Genomic DNA, 17,110 nt, shown 5'->3' with positions numbered 1-17,110 from the left:
AAGCCACAGCCATGAAAATCCACAAGATCGCATTGATCCCCGGCGACGGCATCGGCCGCGACGTCACCGACGCCGCCTGGGCCGTGCTGCAAACCGTTGCCAAAAGCTCCGGCTTCGGGCTGGAAGGTACGGAATTCCCGTGGTCCTGCGCCTTTTACAAGGAGACCGGCCGGATGATGCCGGAAGACGGCATCGAGACGCTGCGCGCCTTCGACGCCATCCTTCTCGGCGCGGTCGGCTGGCCGGCGGAAGTGCCGGATTCCGTTTCGCTGCACGGGCTTCTGCTGCCGATCCGCAAGGCCTTCGTCCAATATGCCAATATCCGCCCGCACCGGCTTTTGCCGGGCGTGCAGGGTCCGTTGAAGGCGGAAGGCTTCGACATTCTCTGCATCCGCGAGAATACGGAAGGCGAATATTCAGGCGCCGGCGGGCGTGTCCATCAGGGCATGGACAATGAAGTCGCCGTCGAAACCTCGATCTTCACCCGCAAGGGTGTCGAGCGCATCATCCGCTTCGGCTTCGAACAGGCGCGCGCGCGGCGCGGCAAGCTTGCCTCCGTGACGAAGTCCAACGCGCAGAAATATTCCATGGTCTTCTGGGACGAGATCACCAAGACGCTGGCAGCCGAATATCCGGATGTCGAGGTCACGAGCTATCATGTCGATGCGCTCGCCGCCCGCATGGTCATGGCGCCGGAAAGCCTCGACGTCATCGTCGCCTCCAACCTCTTCGGCGATATCCTGACCGATCTGGGCGCCGCCATCCAGGGCGGCCTCGGCTTCGCGGCCTCCGCCAATATCAATCCCGACCGCTCCGCCCCCTCCATGTTCGAGCCCGTCCACGGCTCGGCCCCGGACATTGCCGGAAAGGGCATCGCCAACCCCATGGCAGCCATCTGGTCCGGCGCGATGATGCTGGAACATCTGGGCGAAACGGATGCCGCCGCCCGCCTCATGACCGCGCTTTCAACCGTCACCGCGCAAGGCATCGGCACCGTGCCGGGCAAGGACTCGACCGATGCGATTACGGCAGCGGTCATCAATGCAATCAGTTCTTCTGAAGGATAATTCCATGCTGAACCTCAAGGACAAGAGCCTGCTGCGTCAGGCCGGCCTCATCAATGGCGAATGGGTCGCCGCCCGCTCGGGCAAGACGGTCGATGTCATCGATCCGGCAACGCAGGCCGTCATGGGCACCGTTCCCGACATGGGCGGTGACGAGACACGCGCCGCGATTGTCGCCGCCGAAGCCGCCTTCAAGATCTGGAAGGCGAAAACGAATGCCGAGCGCGGGCAGCTCATCGAAAAGTGGTTCGGTCTGATGATCGAAAACCTTGAGGATCTGGCGCTGATCCTGACCTCGGAACAGGGCAAGCCGCTGGACGAGGCGCGCGGCGAAATCCGCTATGGCGCCTCCTTCGTCAAATGGTTTGCAGAGGAAGCCCGCCGCATCAACGGCCACACCATCCCCGCGCCCACGCGCGACCGCCGCATCATCGTCCTGAAGGAACCGGTCGGTGTCTGCGGCATCATCACGCCATGGAACTTCCCCAATGCGATGATCACCCGCAAGGTGGCCCCGGCACTTGCCGCCGGCTGCACGGTTGTCATCAAGCCCTCCGAATTCACGCCCTATTCGGCGCTGGCTCTCGGCGTACTTGCCGAACGTGCCGGCATTCCGGCTGGTGTCATCAATATCGTCACCGGCATGCCGACCGAGATCGGCAACGAGCTGATGGCCAACGAGACCGTCCGCAAGATCTCCTTCACTGGCTCGACCCGCGTTGGCTCGCTGCTGATGCGTGGGGCTGCCGACAGCGTGAAACGGCTGAGCCTGGAGCTTGGCGGCAATGCGCCCTTCATCGTCTTCGATGACGCCGATCTCGACCTTGCCATTGAAGGCGCGCTTGCATCTAAGTTCCGCAATGGCGGCCAGACCTGCGTCTGCGCCAACCGCATTCTCGTGCAGTCCGGCGTCTACGATACATTCGCCGCCAAGTTGAAGGCCCGCGTTGACGCGATGAAGGTCGGCCCCGGCACGGAAGCCGGCGTCACCATCGGCCCGATGATCAACGCCGCCGCCATCGACAAGATCGAACGCCACGTGGCCGACGCGCTGTCGAAGGGTGCGAAGATCATCACCGAAACGCCCGCCATGCCGAACGGCCACCAATATACGGCCCCGATCGTGCTGACGGGTGCGACGACCGAGATGGAGCTTGCCACCGAAGAAACCTTCGGCCCCGTCGCCCCACTCTTCCGCTTCGAAACGGAAGAAGAGGCCATCGCCATCGCCAATGGCACGCCCTTCGGCCTCGCCTCCTATTTCTACACGGAGAACATGAAACGCGCCTGGCGCGTCGGCGAAGCGCTGGAATTCGGCATGGTCGCGCTGAACACCGGCCTCATCTCGATGGAAGTCGCCCCCTTCGGCGGCGTCAAGCAATCCGGCCTCGGCCGCGAGGGCGCGCAGATGGGCGTCGAGGAATATCTGGAAACGAAGAGCTTCCACATGGGTGGGCTCGCCTGAGAACATGCAAAGGGCGGTCGAAAGGCTGCCCTCTGCATTCGATCTCATGAAAAGAAGAAGGCGCGGATCGTTTCCAATCCGCGCCTTCTGTTTACCTTGGGAGGCGTGTCACTGAAACCTGTCGAGCATCTTGTAATACTGCCCCACCAGCGGCAGGAACCAGGGCTTGCCGAAATGGCCAGGCACTGCGGGCCAGGGGTAGTCGCGCATCGGGTTGCGGTCGGTGCGGCCGAGGATGGCGTCGGCGATCATCATGCCGAGATGGGTGGAGAGCTGCGCGCCATGGCCGGAATAGCCCATGGCGTACCAGAGCCCGTCATGGAAGCCGGCGCGCGGATAGCGATCGGCCGTCATGTCGACGAGGCCGCCCCAGCAATAATCGATATCGACGCCCTTCAATTGCGGGAAGATGCGCTCCATGCTTTCGCGCAGGATCGCGCCGCTCTTTTCGTCCGAACGCTGGTCGGATGTGGCCGAGAAACGGGCGCGTCCACCGAAGATCAGGCGATTGTCGGGCGCAAGCCGCCAGTAATTGCCGATATTCATCGTGTTGACGCAGGTGCGGTTGCCGGGCATCACCGCCTGCACTTCCGTTTCCGTCAGCGGCCGCGTGGCAATGAGGAAACTGCCCACCGCGATGATGCGGCGGCGGAACCAGCTGAAATTCTTCGTCGTATAGGCCCCGGTCGCCACGATCACATTGGTGGCGGTGACGGTGCCGCTCGATGTTTGCACCGAGTGAACACCGTTGGTCTCGCGATGCTCGGTAACGGTCGTGCCTTCGAAAATCGTCGCGCCATGGCGCGCGGCGGCCTCGGCCAGGCCGACGACATAGCGGCCCATATGCATCATGGCGCTCTTCTTCGACAGCATCGCGCCATGGAAGGGCGAGCCGACTTCGCGCGTCAGCTCTTCCGGCGAGAGAAGCGCCGTATCGGGATCGCATTCCTGGTGAAGCGCCTCGAAATTGCGGGCAATGGCCTCGAAATGCTTCGGCTTGGAGGCAAGCTTCAGCTTGCCGGAGCGGCGGAAACTGCAGTCGATGCCTTCTTCGGCAATCAGCGCCTCGATCGTATCGATGGAATCGTCCAGCGCATGATAGAGCGCAATCGCGCGCTCCTTGCCAAGCTCGGCTTTCGCGCCGAGATAGCTATGTGCCAGACCATTGTTGAGATGGCCGCCATTGCGGCCCGACGCGCCGAAGCCGACGCGCTCGGCCTCCAGCACGACGACCTTCGCCCCCGCTCGCGCCAGCTGCCGCGCCGCCGCGAGACCCGTAAAGCCCGCGCCGATGACGGCAACATCATAATGCCCGCTGACCGGGCCTTGCGCAGCACCGGAAAAGGCCGGTGCCGTGTCATGCCAATAGGAGACGAATTTCATCGCGCTCACGCTTTCTCAGAGACCCACAACACCCGGCAGGCCGGAAATGTCGGCAATCTCGGTATAGCCATAATAGGGATTGGCCGGCTCATGGCCGCGATTGACCCAGACCTTGTTCTTGATGCCGAGATCATGGGCCGACATCAGGTCATAGCGGAAGGAAGAAGAGACGTGCAGCATGTCTTCAGGACCGCAGCCGAGCATGTCGAGCATATATTCGAAGGCCTTGAAGCGCGGCTTGTAGGCCTGCGCCTGTTCGGCGGTGTAGACGGCATGGAAGGGCGCGCCGAGCTTTTCGACATTCGACATGATCTGCGAGTTCATCGCGTTGGACAGGATGACCAGCGGGATCTCCTTGGCCACCTTGGCAAGGCCTGCCGGCACGTCGGCATGCGGACCCCAGGTCGGCACGCGCTCATAAACCATCTGCGCGTCTTCGTCCTTAAAGGTCACGCCATTGGCCTTGCAGGTGCGCGACAGCGAGTTGTGAACGACTTCTGCATAGGGCTTCCATGCGCCCATGATCTCGTCAAGACGGTAGGCGGAGAAGTTCTTGATGAACTTCTGCATGGCCTGCTCGTCGAGACGATCGCCATAGAGATCTCGGGCGGCTCCCGCCATGTCGAAATTGATCAGCGTGCCGTAGCAGTCGAAGGACACATATTTCGGACGAATGGGGGCCATGACGTTCTTCCTCTGGCTTTGATGTTTCGTTGACCTGATCATAGGACGGGCCTGCCAACGCTCGCGGGCCGAATTGACCCGTCCGGGAAGCACAAAGTTTTTAATCTGCCATCCGGTTTGGCACACTATTGCACGAAAGCCCTCGTCCGGCCGCCGGTCACACCCCTTTCAACCCCCTGCCTTGCCGGGGCTACAGCATAAGATGCGGCGCCACCCCGACGCTTCGGCGAAAGATAGTGCGCCAGCCTCTCCATTCAGATGATTAGCTTCCCCATCCTGCACGAGACTTCATGTCAGGAAAGGAAATGCCATGCAGAAGAGCCAAATCGACATCGTCGCCTTCGGGCCTGAGCATATTGACGGCGCAGTGGCGCTGTCGCGCGCCGAAAGCTGGCCGCATCGCCGCGAGGACTGGGTCCTGGCGCATGCGTTGAGCGAGGGCGTTGCTGCAATGGATGCAGACGGCCGCGTCACCGGCACAACGCTGGTCACGCCCTATGGCACGGATTGCGCAACGATCAACATGGTCATCGTCGACAAGTCGATGCGCGGGCTGGGCCTGGGTCGCACGCTGATGGAACGAGCGGTCGCCCTTGCCGATGGCCGGCCGCTCCGCCTCGTCGCCACCAAGGAAGGCCTGCCGCTTTATGAAAAGCTCGGCTTCGTGACGACCGGTCTCATCCGCCAGCATCAGGGCGAGGTTCGCCGGCTCGAGCGCCCCGAGGGCATCGAAGAGATGCAGGCCGGCGACCTTGATGCGCTCAAGGCGCTCGACAGGGAAGCCTATGGCGCGGACCGCTCGGCGCTGATCGATGCCCTGGTCGAGCGCGGCGAGATCGCCGTCATCCGCAAGGGCGAGACGATCGAGGCCTGGGCGGCGATCCGCCCCTTCGGCCGCGGTGAGGTCATCGGCCCGGTCATCGCGCCGGATGCCAAGACCGCCTGCGCGCTCATTGCCTGGCACGCATCCTCCCGCCCCGGCGCCTTCCTGCGCGTCGATACCGGCAGCGAGACCGGAATTGCGCCCTGGCTCACCGAAATCGGCCTTGCCCATGTCGGCGGCGGCATCGCCATGCGCCGGCCGCCCAAGGAGGATGCCGAACAGGCACGCCGAAAAGTCTATGCGCTCGCCAACCAGGCGCTCGGCTGAACCCGATCCGGCCGCTGATCCGGCCCAAAACGCTTAACCGGAGACCACCCATGCTCGCCAACTCCCTGATCGAACTCGATCGCGCCCACCTGATCCACCCCGTCTCGTCCTATCGCGGGCATGAGCGCCAGGGCGTGCGGGTGCTGAAATCCGCCTCCGGCGCAACCGTCACCGAGGCCAATGGCCATCAGCTGGTCGATGGCTTTGCAGGTCTGTGGTGCGTCAATGCCGGCTACGGCCATGAGAGCATCATCGAGGCGGCCACGAAGCAATTGCGCGAGCTGCCCTATGCGACCGGTTATTTCGATCTCGGCTCCGAGCCGGCGATCCGGCTTGCTGCGGAACTGGCCGAACGCGCGCCGGGCGATCTCAACCGTGTCTATTTCACGCTCGGCGGCTCGGATGCGGTGGATTCCACCATCCGCTTCGTCCGTTATTACTGGCACGCCAAGGGTCAGCCGCAGCGCGATCAGTTCATCTCGATCCAGCAGGGTTATCACGGCTCGACCACGGTCGGCGCCGGGCTCACCGCACTGCCGGCCTTCCATGCCGGCTTCGGCCTGCCCTTTGACTGGCAGCACAAGATCCCCTCGCCCTATCCCTATCGAAACCCGGTCGGCGAAGACGATGCTGCGATCATCGCGGCTTCGCTTGCGGCCCTGAAGGCCAAGATCGAAGGAATCGGCGCGGATCGCGTCGCAGCATTTTATGCCGAACCGATCCAGGGTTCCGGCGGCGTCATCGTGCCGCCCAAGGGCTGGATCAAGGCGATGCGCGATCTCTGCAAGGAATATGGCGTTCTCTTCATTGCCGACGAAGTCATCACCGGCTTCGGCCGCACCGGCCCGCTCTTTGCCTGTGCCGACGAAGGCATCGTGCCGGACATGTTGACCGTCGCCAAGGGCCTGACCTCCGGCTATGTGCCGATGGGCGCGGTCTTCATGGCCGATCATGTCTATGACGTGATTGCCGATGGCGCAGGCGAAGCGGCCGTTGGCCATGGCTTCACCTATTCCGCCCATCCGGTCAGCGCCGCCGTCGCGCTGGAAGTGCTGAAACTTTATGAAGGCGGGCTTCTGGAGAATGGCCGCAAGGCCGGTGCGCGTCTGCTGGCGGGCCTTCAGAGCCTCAGCGACCACCCGCTGGTCGGCGACATTCGCGGCCGCGGCATGCTCTATGGCGTCGAGCTGGTGACGGACAAGGCGAAGAAGACGCCGCTTCCCGCAGCCGCCCAGCCGGCGCGCCGCATTTTCGACCGTGCCTGGGACAATGGCCTCGTCATCCGCGCCTTCCCGCAGGGCGTGCTCGGCTATGCGCCGCCGCTTTGCTGCACGGATGCCGACATCGACGCCATTGTCGAGCGCACCCGCAAGACGCTCGATGAGACGCTGCAGGACGCGGATATCCGCAAGGCCATGGCCTGACGGGAACGAAGAAGTCCGGCGGCATTTGACCGAAATGTCGCCGGAGGAAGCAAGTTCGCAATTTTATGCTGCCGCCCACGGCCAAATCGAACGATACGCCCCGGCGGACATGCCAGACTGATTTTTAAGAAAAGGCAAAAAACGCCGCGAGTGAACCGATCACCAGGGCCGGAAAGTCCGCGAAAGACGGATACCCGCCCAAACCGAAGCAAAGAAGGGGAATGACATGACCGACAAGATTACCAACTGGACGAAGTCCGACGACGCCCGCGTCGAAGACGCCATCCGTCGTGGCGCCTCCCGCCGCGATCTCCTGAAGATGATGCTGGCAAGCGGCGTTGCATTGACCGCCGGTGGCGCTGTTTTCGGCCGCGCCGAGCGCGCCGTTGCCGCAACCCCGGTTTCGGGCGGCCATTTCAAGGCGGCCGGCCTTTCCGCCTCCAACGCCGACACGCTTGACCCGGCCAAGGCGTCGCTCGGCACCGACTATGTGCGCTGCTGCTCGCTTTACAACCGCCTGACCTTCATCGACGCCGCCGGCGTTCCGCAGATGGAACTGGCCGAAAAGATGGACACCAAGGACGCCAAGACCTGGACCATCACGCTGCGCAAGGGCGTCACCTTCCATGACGGCAAGACGATGACCTCTGCCGACGTCGTCTTCGCACTGAAACGCCACCTTGATCCGAATGTCGGCTCCAAGGTTGCCAAGATCGCCGCCCAGATGTCGGAGATCAAGGCGATCGACCCGAACACGGTCGAGATCGTTCTCACGGCCGCCAATGCCGACCTTCCCTTCATCCTGGCGCTGCATCACTTCATGATCGTCCAGGACGGCACAACCGATTTCTCCAAGGGCAACGGCACCGGCGCCTTCGTTCTCGAAACATTCGAGCCGGGCGTCCGCTCCATCGTCAAGAAGAACAAGAACTACTGGAAGCCGGGCCTGCCGCATCTCGACAGTTTCGAATTCTTCGCCATTGGCGACGACAATGCCCGCGTCAACGCGCTGCTGGCCGGCGACATCCAGTTCGCCTCGGCCATCAACCCGCGTTCGGCCAAGCTGGTTGAAGCCCAGAAGGGTTTTGAACTCTCCAAGTCGACCTCCGGCAACTATACCAACCTCAACATCCGCCTCGACATGAACAAGCCCGATTTTGCCACGGGCATGAAATATCTGGTCGACCGCGAACAGATCGTCACGGCAGCGCTGCGCGGCTTCGGCGAAGTCGGCAACGACCAGCCGATCTCCAAGGCCAATTTCTTCCACAATGCGGACCTGAAGCCGAAGGCCTACGATCCCGACAAGGCCAAGCACTATTTCGAAAAGGCCGGCGTTCTCGGCCAGACGATCCCGGTCATTGCCTCGGACGCGGCCAACAATTCCATCGACATGGCGATGATCATGCAGGCCTCGGCTGCCGAAATCGGCCTCAAGCTCGACGTGCAGCGCGTGCCCTCCGACGGTTACTGGAGCAAGTACTGGCTGAAGGCGCCGATCCATTTCGGCAATATCAACCCGCGCCCGACGCCGGACATCTATTTCTCGCTGCTCTACTCGTCCGACGCACCGTGGAACGAAAGCCAGTACAAGTCGCCCAAGTTCGACTCCATGCTGCTTGAGGCCCGCGGCATGCTCGACCAGGCCAAGCGCCGCGAGATCTACAACGAGATGCAGACCATGATCTCGGACGAAGCCGGCACGATCATCCCGGCCTATATCACCAATGCGGACGCCATTTCCTCGAAGGTGAAAGGCCTGCTGCCCAACCCGCTCGGCGGCATGATGGGCTATGCCATGGCTGAATATATCTGGCTCGAGGCCTGACTACCTTGACCCCGTCCGGAGGGCCAAAGCCCTCCGGACCCGATCGCCGTTTTGACACTGCGCATGAACCCGGTCCTGCGAGACTTTCGCCGCCGGCCGCAGACGGCTCTTCTTTCAGTGGCCATTTGATGAAAAAGTGGTGTGGCTGCCGTCAACAGACAACGCGGCTGGAGGTCTGACATGAATTCAGAAATCGCAAACATGATCGCCAAGCGGTTGGTGATTGCCGTCATCACCCTTCTCATCGTCTCCTTCGCGGTCTTCTTCGCCACCAGCATGCTGCCGGGCGACACGGCGACCATTCTGCTCGGCCAATCGGCAACGCCCGAAGCCGTGGCGGGCCTGCGCCAGGCCATGCATCTCGACGATCCCGCCATCCTGCGCTTCCTGCGCTGGGGTGGCGGCTTCATCACCGGCGATCTGGGCAAGTCCTATGCGAACGACATGCCGATCACGACGCTGATCGGCGGGCGCTTCGTCAACACGATGGAGCTGGCCGGCATCACCGCACTCATTTCCATTCCCTTCGCGCTGACACTCGGTATTACCTCGGCGGTCATGCGCGGCTCGGTTTACGACCGCATCGTTACGGTGCTGACCATCGGTGTCATTTCCGTGCCGGAATTCATGGTCGCCTCGACGGCTGTTCTCCTCTTCGCCGTCTATCTCAAATGGCTGCCGGCCATTTCCTTCGTCAACGAGGTGCATTCGCTTTCCGACCTGTTGCGCATGTATGCCATGCCGGTCGTCACGCTGACCTTCGTCGTCTCCGCGCAGATCATCCGCATGACGCGCGCCGCCGTGATCGAAACGCTCTCGACGCCCTATGTCGAAATGGCACTGCTCAAAGGGGCGTCGCGCAGCCGCATCGTGCTGCGCCATGCGCTGCCCAATGCGCTGGGGCCGATCGTCAATGCGCTGGCGCTCTCGCTCTCCTATCTCATCGGCGGCGTCATCATCATCGAGACGATCTTCAACTATCCCGGCATCGCCAAGCTCATGGTCGATGCGGTCGCCACCCGCGACCTGCCGCTGATCCAGACCTGCGCGGTGATCTTCTGCGCCGGCTATCTGATCCTGATCACGATTGCCGACATCATCGCCATCATCTCCAATCCGAGGCTCCGCTGATGACGCAAAGCGCCCCGTCGACCTCCGCCGGCTTCTACGGCTACTCGTTCAGTCTCGTTGGCGTTCTCGCCTTCGCGGTCATCCTCTTCTGGGCTGTGGTGGCGCTCTTCGCCCCGCATTTCGCCCCCTATCCGGTCGGCAAGATCGTTGACATGGACTATTTCGGCCCGATGAGCGCCAAGCTCTGGCTGGGTTCGGACTATCTCGGCCGCGACATGCTGTCCCGCATCATCTATGGCGCGCGCTACACACTCGGCATTGCGCTGGCCGGCGTGCTGATCGCCTCGTCCTGCGGCGTGATCCTCGGCATGGCGGCTGCCGTCATCGGCGGCTGGTTCGATGCAGCGCTTAGCCGTTTCATGGATGCGATGATTTCCATTCCCAGCAAGCTGTTCGGCCTCGTTGTCGTGGCCGCCGTCGGCTCCTCGCTGCCATCGCTCATCCTGACACTCGCCTTCATCTACACGCCGGGCTCCTATCGCTTCGCCCGTGCGCTGGCAGTGAACGTCAACACGATGGATTTCATCACGGTTGCCCGCATTCGCGGTGAAAACACGCTCTATCTTGCCGTCTCGGAAATCCTGCCCAATATCATCCGGCCGGTTCTCGCCGATTTCGGCATCCGTTTCGTCTTCATCGTACTGCTGCTTTCCGGCCTCTCCTTCCTTGGCCTCGGCGTGCAGCCGCCGCTCGCCGACTGGGGCGCGCTGGTGCATGAAAACATTCAAGGCCTGTCCTTTGGCTCGGCTGCGGTGATTGCACCCTCGATTGCCATTGCCAGCCTGACGATCAGCGTCAACCTGCTGATCGACAACCTTCCCCGCAAGATCCGCGACCGGAGCGCCTGATATGAGCAAGCTTGTCGAAATCAGGAACCTGCATGTAGAGGCCAAGACTGATGCCGGCCGCCGCATCGAGATCATCAAGGGCGTCAATATCGACATCGCGAAGGGCGAGATCGTGGCGTTGATTGGCGAAAGCGGTTCGGGCAAGACGACGATCGCCCTGACGCTGATGGGCTATACCCGCCCCGGCTGCCGCATTTCCGGCGGCGCGCTGCTGGTGGACGGCAAGGACATGGCGAAGCTTTCCGAGCAGGAGCGGGCCGACATTCGCGGCACCAAAGTCGCCTATGTGCCGCAAAGTGCGGCTGCCGCCTTCAACCCGTCGCAGACGATCATGGATCAGGTCATCGAAGTGACCCGCATTCACGGCCTGATGACCCCGGACCAGGCACGCGCCCGCGCCATCGAACTTTTCAAGGCCCTGTCGCTCCCTTCGCCCGAAACCATCGGCGGGCGCTATCCGCATCAGGTCTCCGGCGGGCAGTTGCAGCGGCTTGCCGCCGCCATGGCGCTGATCGGCGATCCCAAGCTCGTGATCTTCGACGAGCCGACCACGGCGCTCGACGTGACGACGCAGATCGACGTGCTGAAGGCGTTCAAGTCGGTGATGAAAGCCGGCGGCATTGCCGGCGTCTATGTCTCGCACGATCTCGCCGTCGTCGCCCAGATCGCCGACCGCATCGTCGTGCTCAAGGGCGGCGAGGTGCAGGAGGAAGGCACGACGGAAGCAATCCTTGCAACGCCCACCCATCCTTATACGCAGGAACTTCTGGCCGCCTTCGAGCCGAAGGAAACACAATTTGCCGGCAAACGAACCGACAAGGCGCGCCCGCTGCTTGAGATCGAGAACGTCATTGCCGGCTATGGCCCGATCCAGGCCGATGGCCTGCCGTTCATGACGGCCGTGCGCTCGGTCAGCCTCTCGGTCGAAAAGGGCCGCAATCTCGGGATCATCGGCGAATCCGGCTGCGGGAAGTCGACGCTGGCGCGTTGCATCGCCGGCATCCTGCCCGCGAATGCCGGCAATATCGTCTTCGACGGCAAGGAACTCGACCACAACGCTCGGCGGCGATCACGCGACGCGCTGCGCGAAATGCAGATCGTCTTCCAATATGCCGACACGGCGCTGAACCCGGCCAAGCCCATCGAGGACATTCTCGGCCGGCCTTTGAGCTTCTATCACGGCCTCAAGGGCAAGGCGCGCGACGCCCGCGTCGATGAACTTCTCGACATGGTGCGCCTGCCGAAGGCGCTGCGCTACCGCCACCCTGCCGAACTCTCCGGCGGACAGAAGCAGCGCATCAACTTCGCCCGGGCGCTCGCCGCCAATCCGAAGCTGATCATCTGCGACGAGATCACCTCGGCGCTTGATACGGTTGTCGCCGCTGCGATCATCGAACTGCTGAAGGAATTGCAGCGCGAACTCGACCTCTCCTACATCTTCATCAGCCACGACCTATCGGTGGTCGAGGCGATCTGCGACGAGATCATGGTCATGTACCGCGGCGAGAAGGTCGAGCACCTGACGCGGGAAGATGTGAAATCACCCACCCATCCCTATTCGAAGCTGCTCTTCTCCTCGGTACCGAAACTCGATCCGACCTGGCTCGACAATCTCGTGCTGGAGCCGGAACTGGTGCGGCAGTATGGCGGGGCGTGAGGCCTCCTCTTCCTCTTCTCCCCTTGGGGAGAAGAGGAAGAGGAGGCCCGAAGGGCCGGATGAGGGGTTCTAGCCCACCAACCTGCACCTCACACCGGAAACAGGCTCGTCAGCGGCAGGTGCGATTTGACGATCGGCGATTTCAGCACGACGAAGCTGAAATATTTGTCGATGCCGATATCCATGTCGGTCAGCCGCTCCATGATCGTCTGGTATTCGCCGATGCCGGCGGTGACGAATTTCAAGAGATAGTCGTAGCCGCCCGAGACCAGATGGCATTCGATCACCTGGTCGATCTTGTCGACCACGGCAAGAAAGCGGGCGAAATCGACCTGACGGTGGTTCTTCAGCGTGATCTCTGTAAAGACGGTCAGCGTCTGGCCGAGCTTGCCGAGATTGATCTGCGCGGAATAGCCCTCGATATAGCCTTCCGCCTGCAGACGCTTCACACGCATGAGACAGGGGCTCGGCGACAGATGCACGAGGTCGGCCAATTCCACATTGGTGATGCGGCCGTTCTTTTGCAGTTCGTAGAGGATCTTGATGTCCGTCCGGTCGAGTTTCATCATCGGCTTGCCGTGTCCCCATTCTCTTGCAGCATAAAATTCTGCCGCCTGTCCCAAACAACGTTAGCATAGACTGATCCGTTGTCCACCAAGCCGGGAAATCGGAAATGGCGCAGAAGATTGCGATGGGCGGGCGGGCCTCGCAATTTTCTGCCGTCACGACAGAAACTGCGGCTTCGCATGCGCGCGGTGAGCGCCTAGTGTGGGGGTAAGAACTGGAGATTGCCATGCCCGCGCCGCTTGCCCTGATCGACACCCCGTCCGACCTGCCGAAGACTGCCGATGCCGTCGTGATCGGCGGCGGGATCATCGGCGTCTTCACGGCCTATTATCTCACGCAGCGCGGCCTCAAGACCGTGCTGATCGAGAAGGGCCGCATCGGCGCGGAACAGTCGAGCCGGAACTGGGGCTGGTGCCGCCAGCAGAACCGCGATGCACGCGAACTGCCGATCTCGACCAAGAGCCTCGATCTCTGGGAGCGCTTCGCCACGGAGACCGGCGAGAATACCGGCTTCCGCCGATGCGGCCTCCTGTATCTCAGCAACAACGAAGCCGAGATTGCCGGCTGGGCGCGCTGGCGCGATTTCGCCAGGACCGTCGGCGTGACCACGCATATGCTCTCCGCATCGGAAGCCGCTGAAAAGGGTCGCGCCACGGGTCGCTCCTGGAAGGGCGGCGTCTTCTCGCCGACCGATGGCATTGCCGATCCGGCCAGTGCCGCGCCCGCCGTGGCCCGCGCCATCGTCAAGCTCGGCCGTGCCGTCATCCAGAATTGCGCGGCGCGCGGCATCGAGACGGAAGGCGGTCGCTTGAGTGCCGTCGTCACCGAACGCGGCACGATCCTGACCAAGACGGCCATCCTTGCCGGCGGGGCCTGGGCCTCATCCTTCTGCCGGCAATTGGGCATCCGCTTCCCGCAGGCCTCGATCCGCTCCTCCATCCTGTCCGTTTCGGGCGGGGCAGAAGGCATTCCGGCCGCCCTGCACACGGCCGAGATTTCCATCACGGCGCGCGGCGATGGCGGGCATACGCTGGCAATCAGCGGACGCGGGCGCGTCGACGTGACGCCGCAGCAACTCCGCTTCTCGCCGCAATTCCTGCCGATGTTCCTCAAGCGCTGGAAGAGCCTTGCCCCCGGCGGGCTCGAAGGGTTCAGAAGCGGCCACGAGACGCTGGCCCGCTGGCGGCTCGACCGGCCGACGCCGATGGAAGCGATGCGCATTCTCGACCCCGCGCCGGATCAGGCGACGATCCGCCTCACGCATCAGCGCGCGCTGGAACTGCTTCCTGAACTGAAGAAGACGAAGATCGCCGCAAGCTGGGCCGGTTATATAGATTCCACGCCGGACGGCGTGCCGGGGATCGGCGAAGTCGAGAGCCTGCCGGGCTTCATCCTCGCCGCCGGCTTCTCCGGCCACGGCTTCGGCATCGGCCCCGGCGCCGGTCATCTCATCGCCGATATCGTGACGGGGGCGGAGCCGATCGTTGATCCGAAGCCTTACCACCCGTCCCGCTTCGCGGCCTCGGCCTGGGGCAAGGTGGCGGAGTTCTGAGTAGAACTGCAACCGGGGCTGAGGCCGGCTCCCATCCATGCCAAGGTCGCCAATCTCTTCCACATTCCTAGTGCGTTTCACCTTTTAACAGAAACATATCCTGCGTTTTGGAGAGAGTTGGCGCATTCGTCTGGTTGGATTGTTTGAACGAGCGCGCCGATTTGTCGCCAGGTATCTTCAATGGTGCGTTTCTGCGCATGACGCATCCAGTGCTTAATCTTCGAGAAGGCCTGTTCGATGGGATTGAGGTCGGGCGAATAGGGCGGCGTGAACCAGAGGCGTGCGCCTGCAGCTTTGATGGCGCTTCTGATGGCAGCCGCCTTGTGGCTGCCGAGGTTGTCCATGATGACGATGTCGCCGGGCTTGAGGACGGGCACCAGCTGCTGTTCGACATAGGCGCGGAAGCACTGACTGTTGATCGGTCCGTCAAAGACGCAAGGTGCTGTCAGCCGGTCGTTTCTCAAGGCACCGAGGAATGTCAGTGTGCGCCAGTGACCGTGCGGCGCAAACGCCCGCAGACGCATGCCTTTTGGCCCCCAGCCTCTGATCGGTGTCATGTTGGTCTTGATCCAGGTCTCATCAATGAAGACCAGTCGGTCGGGATCGAGGTGCTGCTGCAGGGCCTTCCATCGCTGTCTTCTGCGGGCGACGTCGGCACGAGCCTGCTCAAGGGCAAACAGTGTTTTTTTTGAAGCGTAGCCCTTGGCTGCGGAGGAATTCCCAAATCGTATTATGGGAGACGGTAATGCCGCGTGCAGCCAGTTCCGCCTTCAGTCCATGCAGCGTCAGATGTGGATTTTGAGCGAGCCGCTCGGCAATGAAGTCGCGATGCGGCTCAAGGATGCGCTTTCGATAACCACCCATCTTGGCCGGGCGAACCGATCCGGTCGCGCGATGGCGCTGCGACCACTTCACCACTGAGGACGCGGCCACTCCGAACCGCGCCGCCACGGCCCGAATGCTCTCGCCGCCAGACACGGCGGCGACAACACGCTCACGAAGATCGTTTGAGATCGGTGCGGTCATGTGATGCTGGCCTCCATCCAGCCAGCATCAATGACCCAGAACAAAGCTGATTTGGGAATCCAACCCGATTCAGAAAAACGGGGAAACGTTCTAACCCGCCACTGTCACCTGCTGGAAGCCGGAAGCGGCAGCTTCCGCTTGGAGAACAGCTCGGCTTGTGAGCCGAAGCGAGCAAAGGAGAAACGCAGGAACTTGACCGCGACGATCAATACGAAGGATATTTGAAGGCGGGTCAATTCTCGGTGGAAACGCCGGGGCAGCTCTCAGTGAAAATCAACACCGCAGGGCTCGGGAAACAAGACTGTCGTTCCGGGGAATGAAGCAAGGGCATCTCGTATGGAAGTTCGCCAACTCCGGTATTTCGTCGCGGTCGCCACGGAACGCAATTTCTCGCGCGCTGCCGAAATCCTGCATATCGCGCAGCCACCGCTCAGCCGGCAGATCCAGCAGCTGGAGGAGGAGCTGGGCGTCAGCCTCATCGATCGCACGAACCGGCCACTGACCCTGACGCAGGCAGGGCGCTTCTTCTTCGACCAAGCCTCGCAGATCCTGCGGCGGCTGGACCATGTGCGCGATCAAACGCAGAGGATCGGCAAGAGCCAGCGCGAGCGTTTTGTGATCGGCTGCGTCGGGTCTACACTTTATGGTGGCATTCCCGATCTTGTGCGGCGAATGCGCCAGCATTGGCCCGATCTCGACATCGAAATCCGGGAAATGATGTCGACGGAACAGGTTGCGGCGCTGAAGGAGCGCCATATCGATCTCGGCTTTGGCCGGGTGCGCTTCAATGACAAGGAGGTGGAGCGCATCACGCTTCGTGAGGAGCGGCTTGCCGTCGCCCTGCCGCCATCGCATGCCAAGGCCGGAGACAAGGAGCCGCTTGCGCTTCGGGATCTGGAGGGGGAAAGCCTGATCGTCTATCCCGGCATGCCGCGGCCGAGTTTTGCCGATGAAGTACTGAACCTCTTCGAGGAAAACCGCGTGCCCCTTCGCCGCGTCGAGGAAGTGCGTGAAATTCAGACGGCGCTTGGCATGGTCGCTGCCGGCGCCGGCATCTGCATCATCCCGGTGGCCTCGCAGCGCCAGCGCCCGGACGACGTGGTCTACCGGATCATCGCCGATGAGAAAGCCACCTCACCGATCATCATGAGTTACCGGCGCAGCGACGCCAAAAGCAGGATGGACACGATCAAGCAGCTCATTCGGGAAATGTATGCCGACAATCCACCCTGGCTTCAGCTGTCCAACCTCCGTCTGGATACCGGCGAGGCGTGATTGCGAAAGCCCGGCAATGGTGAGCCGGAAAAGAGGCCCGCAGAGCGGGCCTCAGA

14 protein-coding genes are annotated in these 17,110 nt (G+C 62.3%); 10 read left to right on the top strand and 4 right to left on the bottom strand.

Features of this window, described 5'->3' with window-relative positions:
- Positions 1–11: 11 nt before the first annotated feature.
- Positions 12–1,067: a tartrate dehydrogenase gene (locus tag LQK84_RS04155; protein ID WP_230827387.1), complete on the top strand. Its 1,056-nt coding sequence runs from the start codon at positions 12–14 to the stop codon at positions 1,065–1,067.
- Positions 1,068–1,071: 4 nt separating this feature from the next.
- Positions 1,072–2,529 (top strand): NAD-dependent succinate-semialdehyde dehydrogenase, encoded by a 1,458-nt coding sequence (locus LQK84_RS04150; protein WP_230827386.1) that lies wholly within the window; start codon positions 1,072–1,074, stop codon positions 2,527–2,529.
- A gap of 108 nt (positions 2,530–2,637) precedes the next feature.
- Here the strand turns inward: LQK84_RS04150 and LQK84_RS04145 are convergent, their stop codons facing one another.
- Complete coding sequence (locus LQK84_RS04145; RefSeq protein ID WP_230827843.1) at positions 2,638–3,912, bottom strand: NAD(P)/FAD-dependent oxidoreductase; 1,275 nt, start codon at positions 3,910–3,912, stop codon at positions 2,638–2,640.
- A gap of 15 nt (positions 3,913–3,927) precedes the next feature.
- Entirely contained in the window at positions 3,928–4,596 is a 669-nt protein-coding gene (locus LQK84_RS04140; protein ID WP_230827385.1) for a haloacid dehalogenase type II, read from the bottom strand.
- 310 nt (positions 4,597–4,906) lie between these two features.
- On the opposite strand from LQK84_RS04140, the gene LQK84_RS04135 reads away from it, so the two are divergent.
- The 6 genes from LQK84_RS04135 (at position 4,907) to LQK84_RS04110 (ending at position 12,634) form a co-directional block, all read left to right on the top strand.
- A complete protein-coding gene (locus LQK84_RS04135; RefSeq protein ID WP_230827384.1) occupies positions 4,907–5,746 on the top strand; it encodes a GNAT family N-acetyltransferase in 840 nt (279 codons plus the stop codon).
- A 50-nt stretch (positions 5,747–5,796) separates the two neighbouring features.
- Positions 5,797–7,170, top strand: coding sequence for an aspartate aminotransferase family protein (locus tag LQK84_RS04130; RefSeq protein ID WP_230827383.1), 1,374 nt, complete (start codon positions 5,797–5,799; stop codon positions 7,168–7,170).
- 226 nt (positions 7,171–7,396) lie between these two features.
- Positions 7,397–8,998 carry an ABC transporter substrate-binding protein gene (locus LQK84_RS04125; RefSeq protein ID WP_230827382.1) on the top strand — a complete coding sequence of 534 codons (1,602 nt, stop codon included), beginning with the start codon at positions 7,397–7,399 and terminating at the stop codon, positions 8,996–8,998.
- A 180-nt stretch (positions 8,999–9,178) separates the two neighbouring features.
- Entirely contained in the window at positions 9,179–10,129 is a 951-nt protein-coding gene (locus LQK84_RS04120) for an ABC transporter permease (protein ID WP_230827381.1), read from the top strand.
- Positions 10,129–10,977, top strand: coding sequence for an ABC transporter permease (locus LQK84_RS04115; protein WP_230827380.1), 849 nt, complete (start codon positions 10,129–10,131; stop codon positions 10,975–10,977). The genes LQK84_RS04120 and LQK84_RS04115 overlap by 1 nt, the downstream gene beginning before the upstream one ends.
- 1 nt (position 10,978) lies before the next feature.
- Positions 10,979–12,634, top strand: a complete 1,656-nt coding sequence (locus tag LQK84_RS04110) for an ABC transporter ATP-binding protein (protein ID WP_230827379.1) — start codon at positions 10,979–10,981, stop codon at positions 12,632–12,634.
- 89 nt (positions 12,635–12,723) lie between these two features.
- Here the strand turns inward: LQK84_RS04110 and LQK84_RS04105 are convergent, their stop codons facing one another.
- The gene (locus tag LQK84_RS04105; protein WP_230827842.1) at positions 12,724–13,200 is read right to left on the bottom strand and encodes an Lrp/AsnC family transcriptional regulator; all 477 of its coding nucleotides are present in this window, start codon (positions 13,198–13,200) and stop codon (positions 12,724–12,726) included.
- 227 nt (positions 13,201–13,427) lie between these two features.
- On the opposite strand from LQK84_RS04105, the gene LQK84_RS04100 reads away from it, so the two are divergent.
- Entirely contained in the window at positions 13,428–14,753 is a 1,326-nt protein-coding gene (locus tag LQK84_RS04100) for an NAD(P)/FAD-dependent oxidoreductase (RefSeq protein ID WP_230827378.1), read from the top strand.
- A 77-nt stretch (positions 14,754–14,830) separates the two neighbouring features.
- On the opposite strand, the gene LQK84_RS04095 is transcribed toward LQK84_RS04100, so the two are convergent.
- Positions 14,831–15,779, bottom strand: a protein-coding gene (locus LQK84_RS04095) for an IS630 family transposase (protein WP_230827377.1) whose coding sequence is annotated in 2 segments (ribosomal slippage) — positions 14,831–15,442 and positions 15,444–15,779 — 948 coding nt in all. Because the reading frame shifts where the segments join, the coding sequence is not laid out codon by codon here.
- 336 nt (positions 15,780–16,115) lie between these two features.
- On the opposite strand from LQK84_RS04095, the gene LQK84_RS04090 reads away from it, so the two are divergent.
- On the top strand, positions 16,116–17,054 hold the full coding sequence (locus tag LQK84_RS04090) for a LysR family transcriptional regulator (RefSeq protein WP_230827376.1): 939 nt from the start codon (positions 16,116–16,118) through the stop codon (positions 17,052–17,054).
- Positions 17,055–17,110: the final 56 nt, after the last annotated feature.

Source organism: Rhizobium sp. C4 (assembly GCF_021026315.1).
Taxonomy (GTDB): domain Bacteria; phylum Pseudomonadota; class Alphaproteobacteria; order Rhizobiales; family Rhizobiaceae; genus Ensifer_A.
Note: the sequence above shows the minus strand (reverse complement) of the source record. Positions and strands in the feature narration are given on the sequence as shown.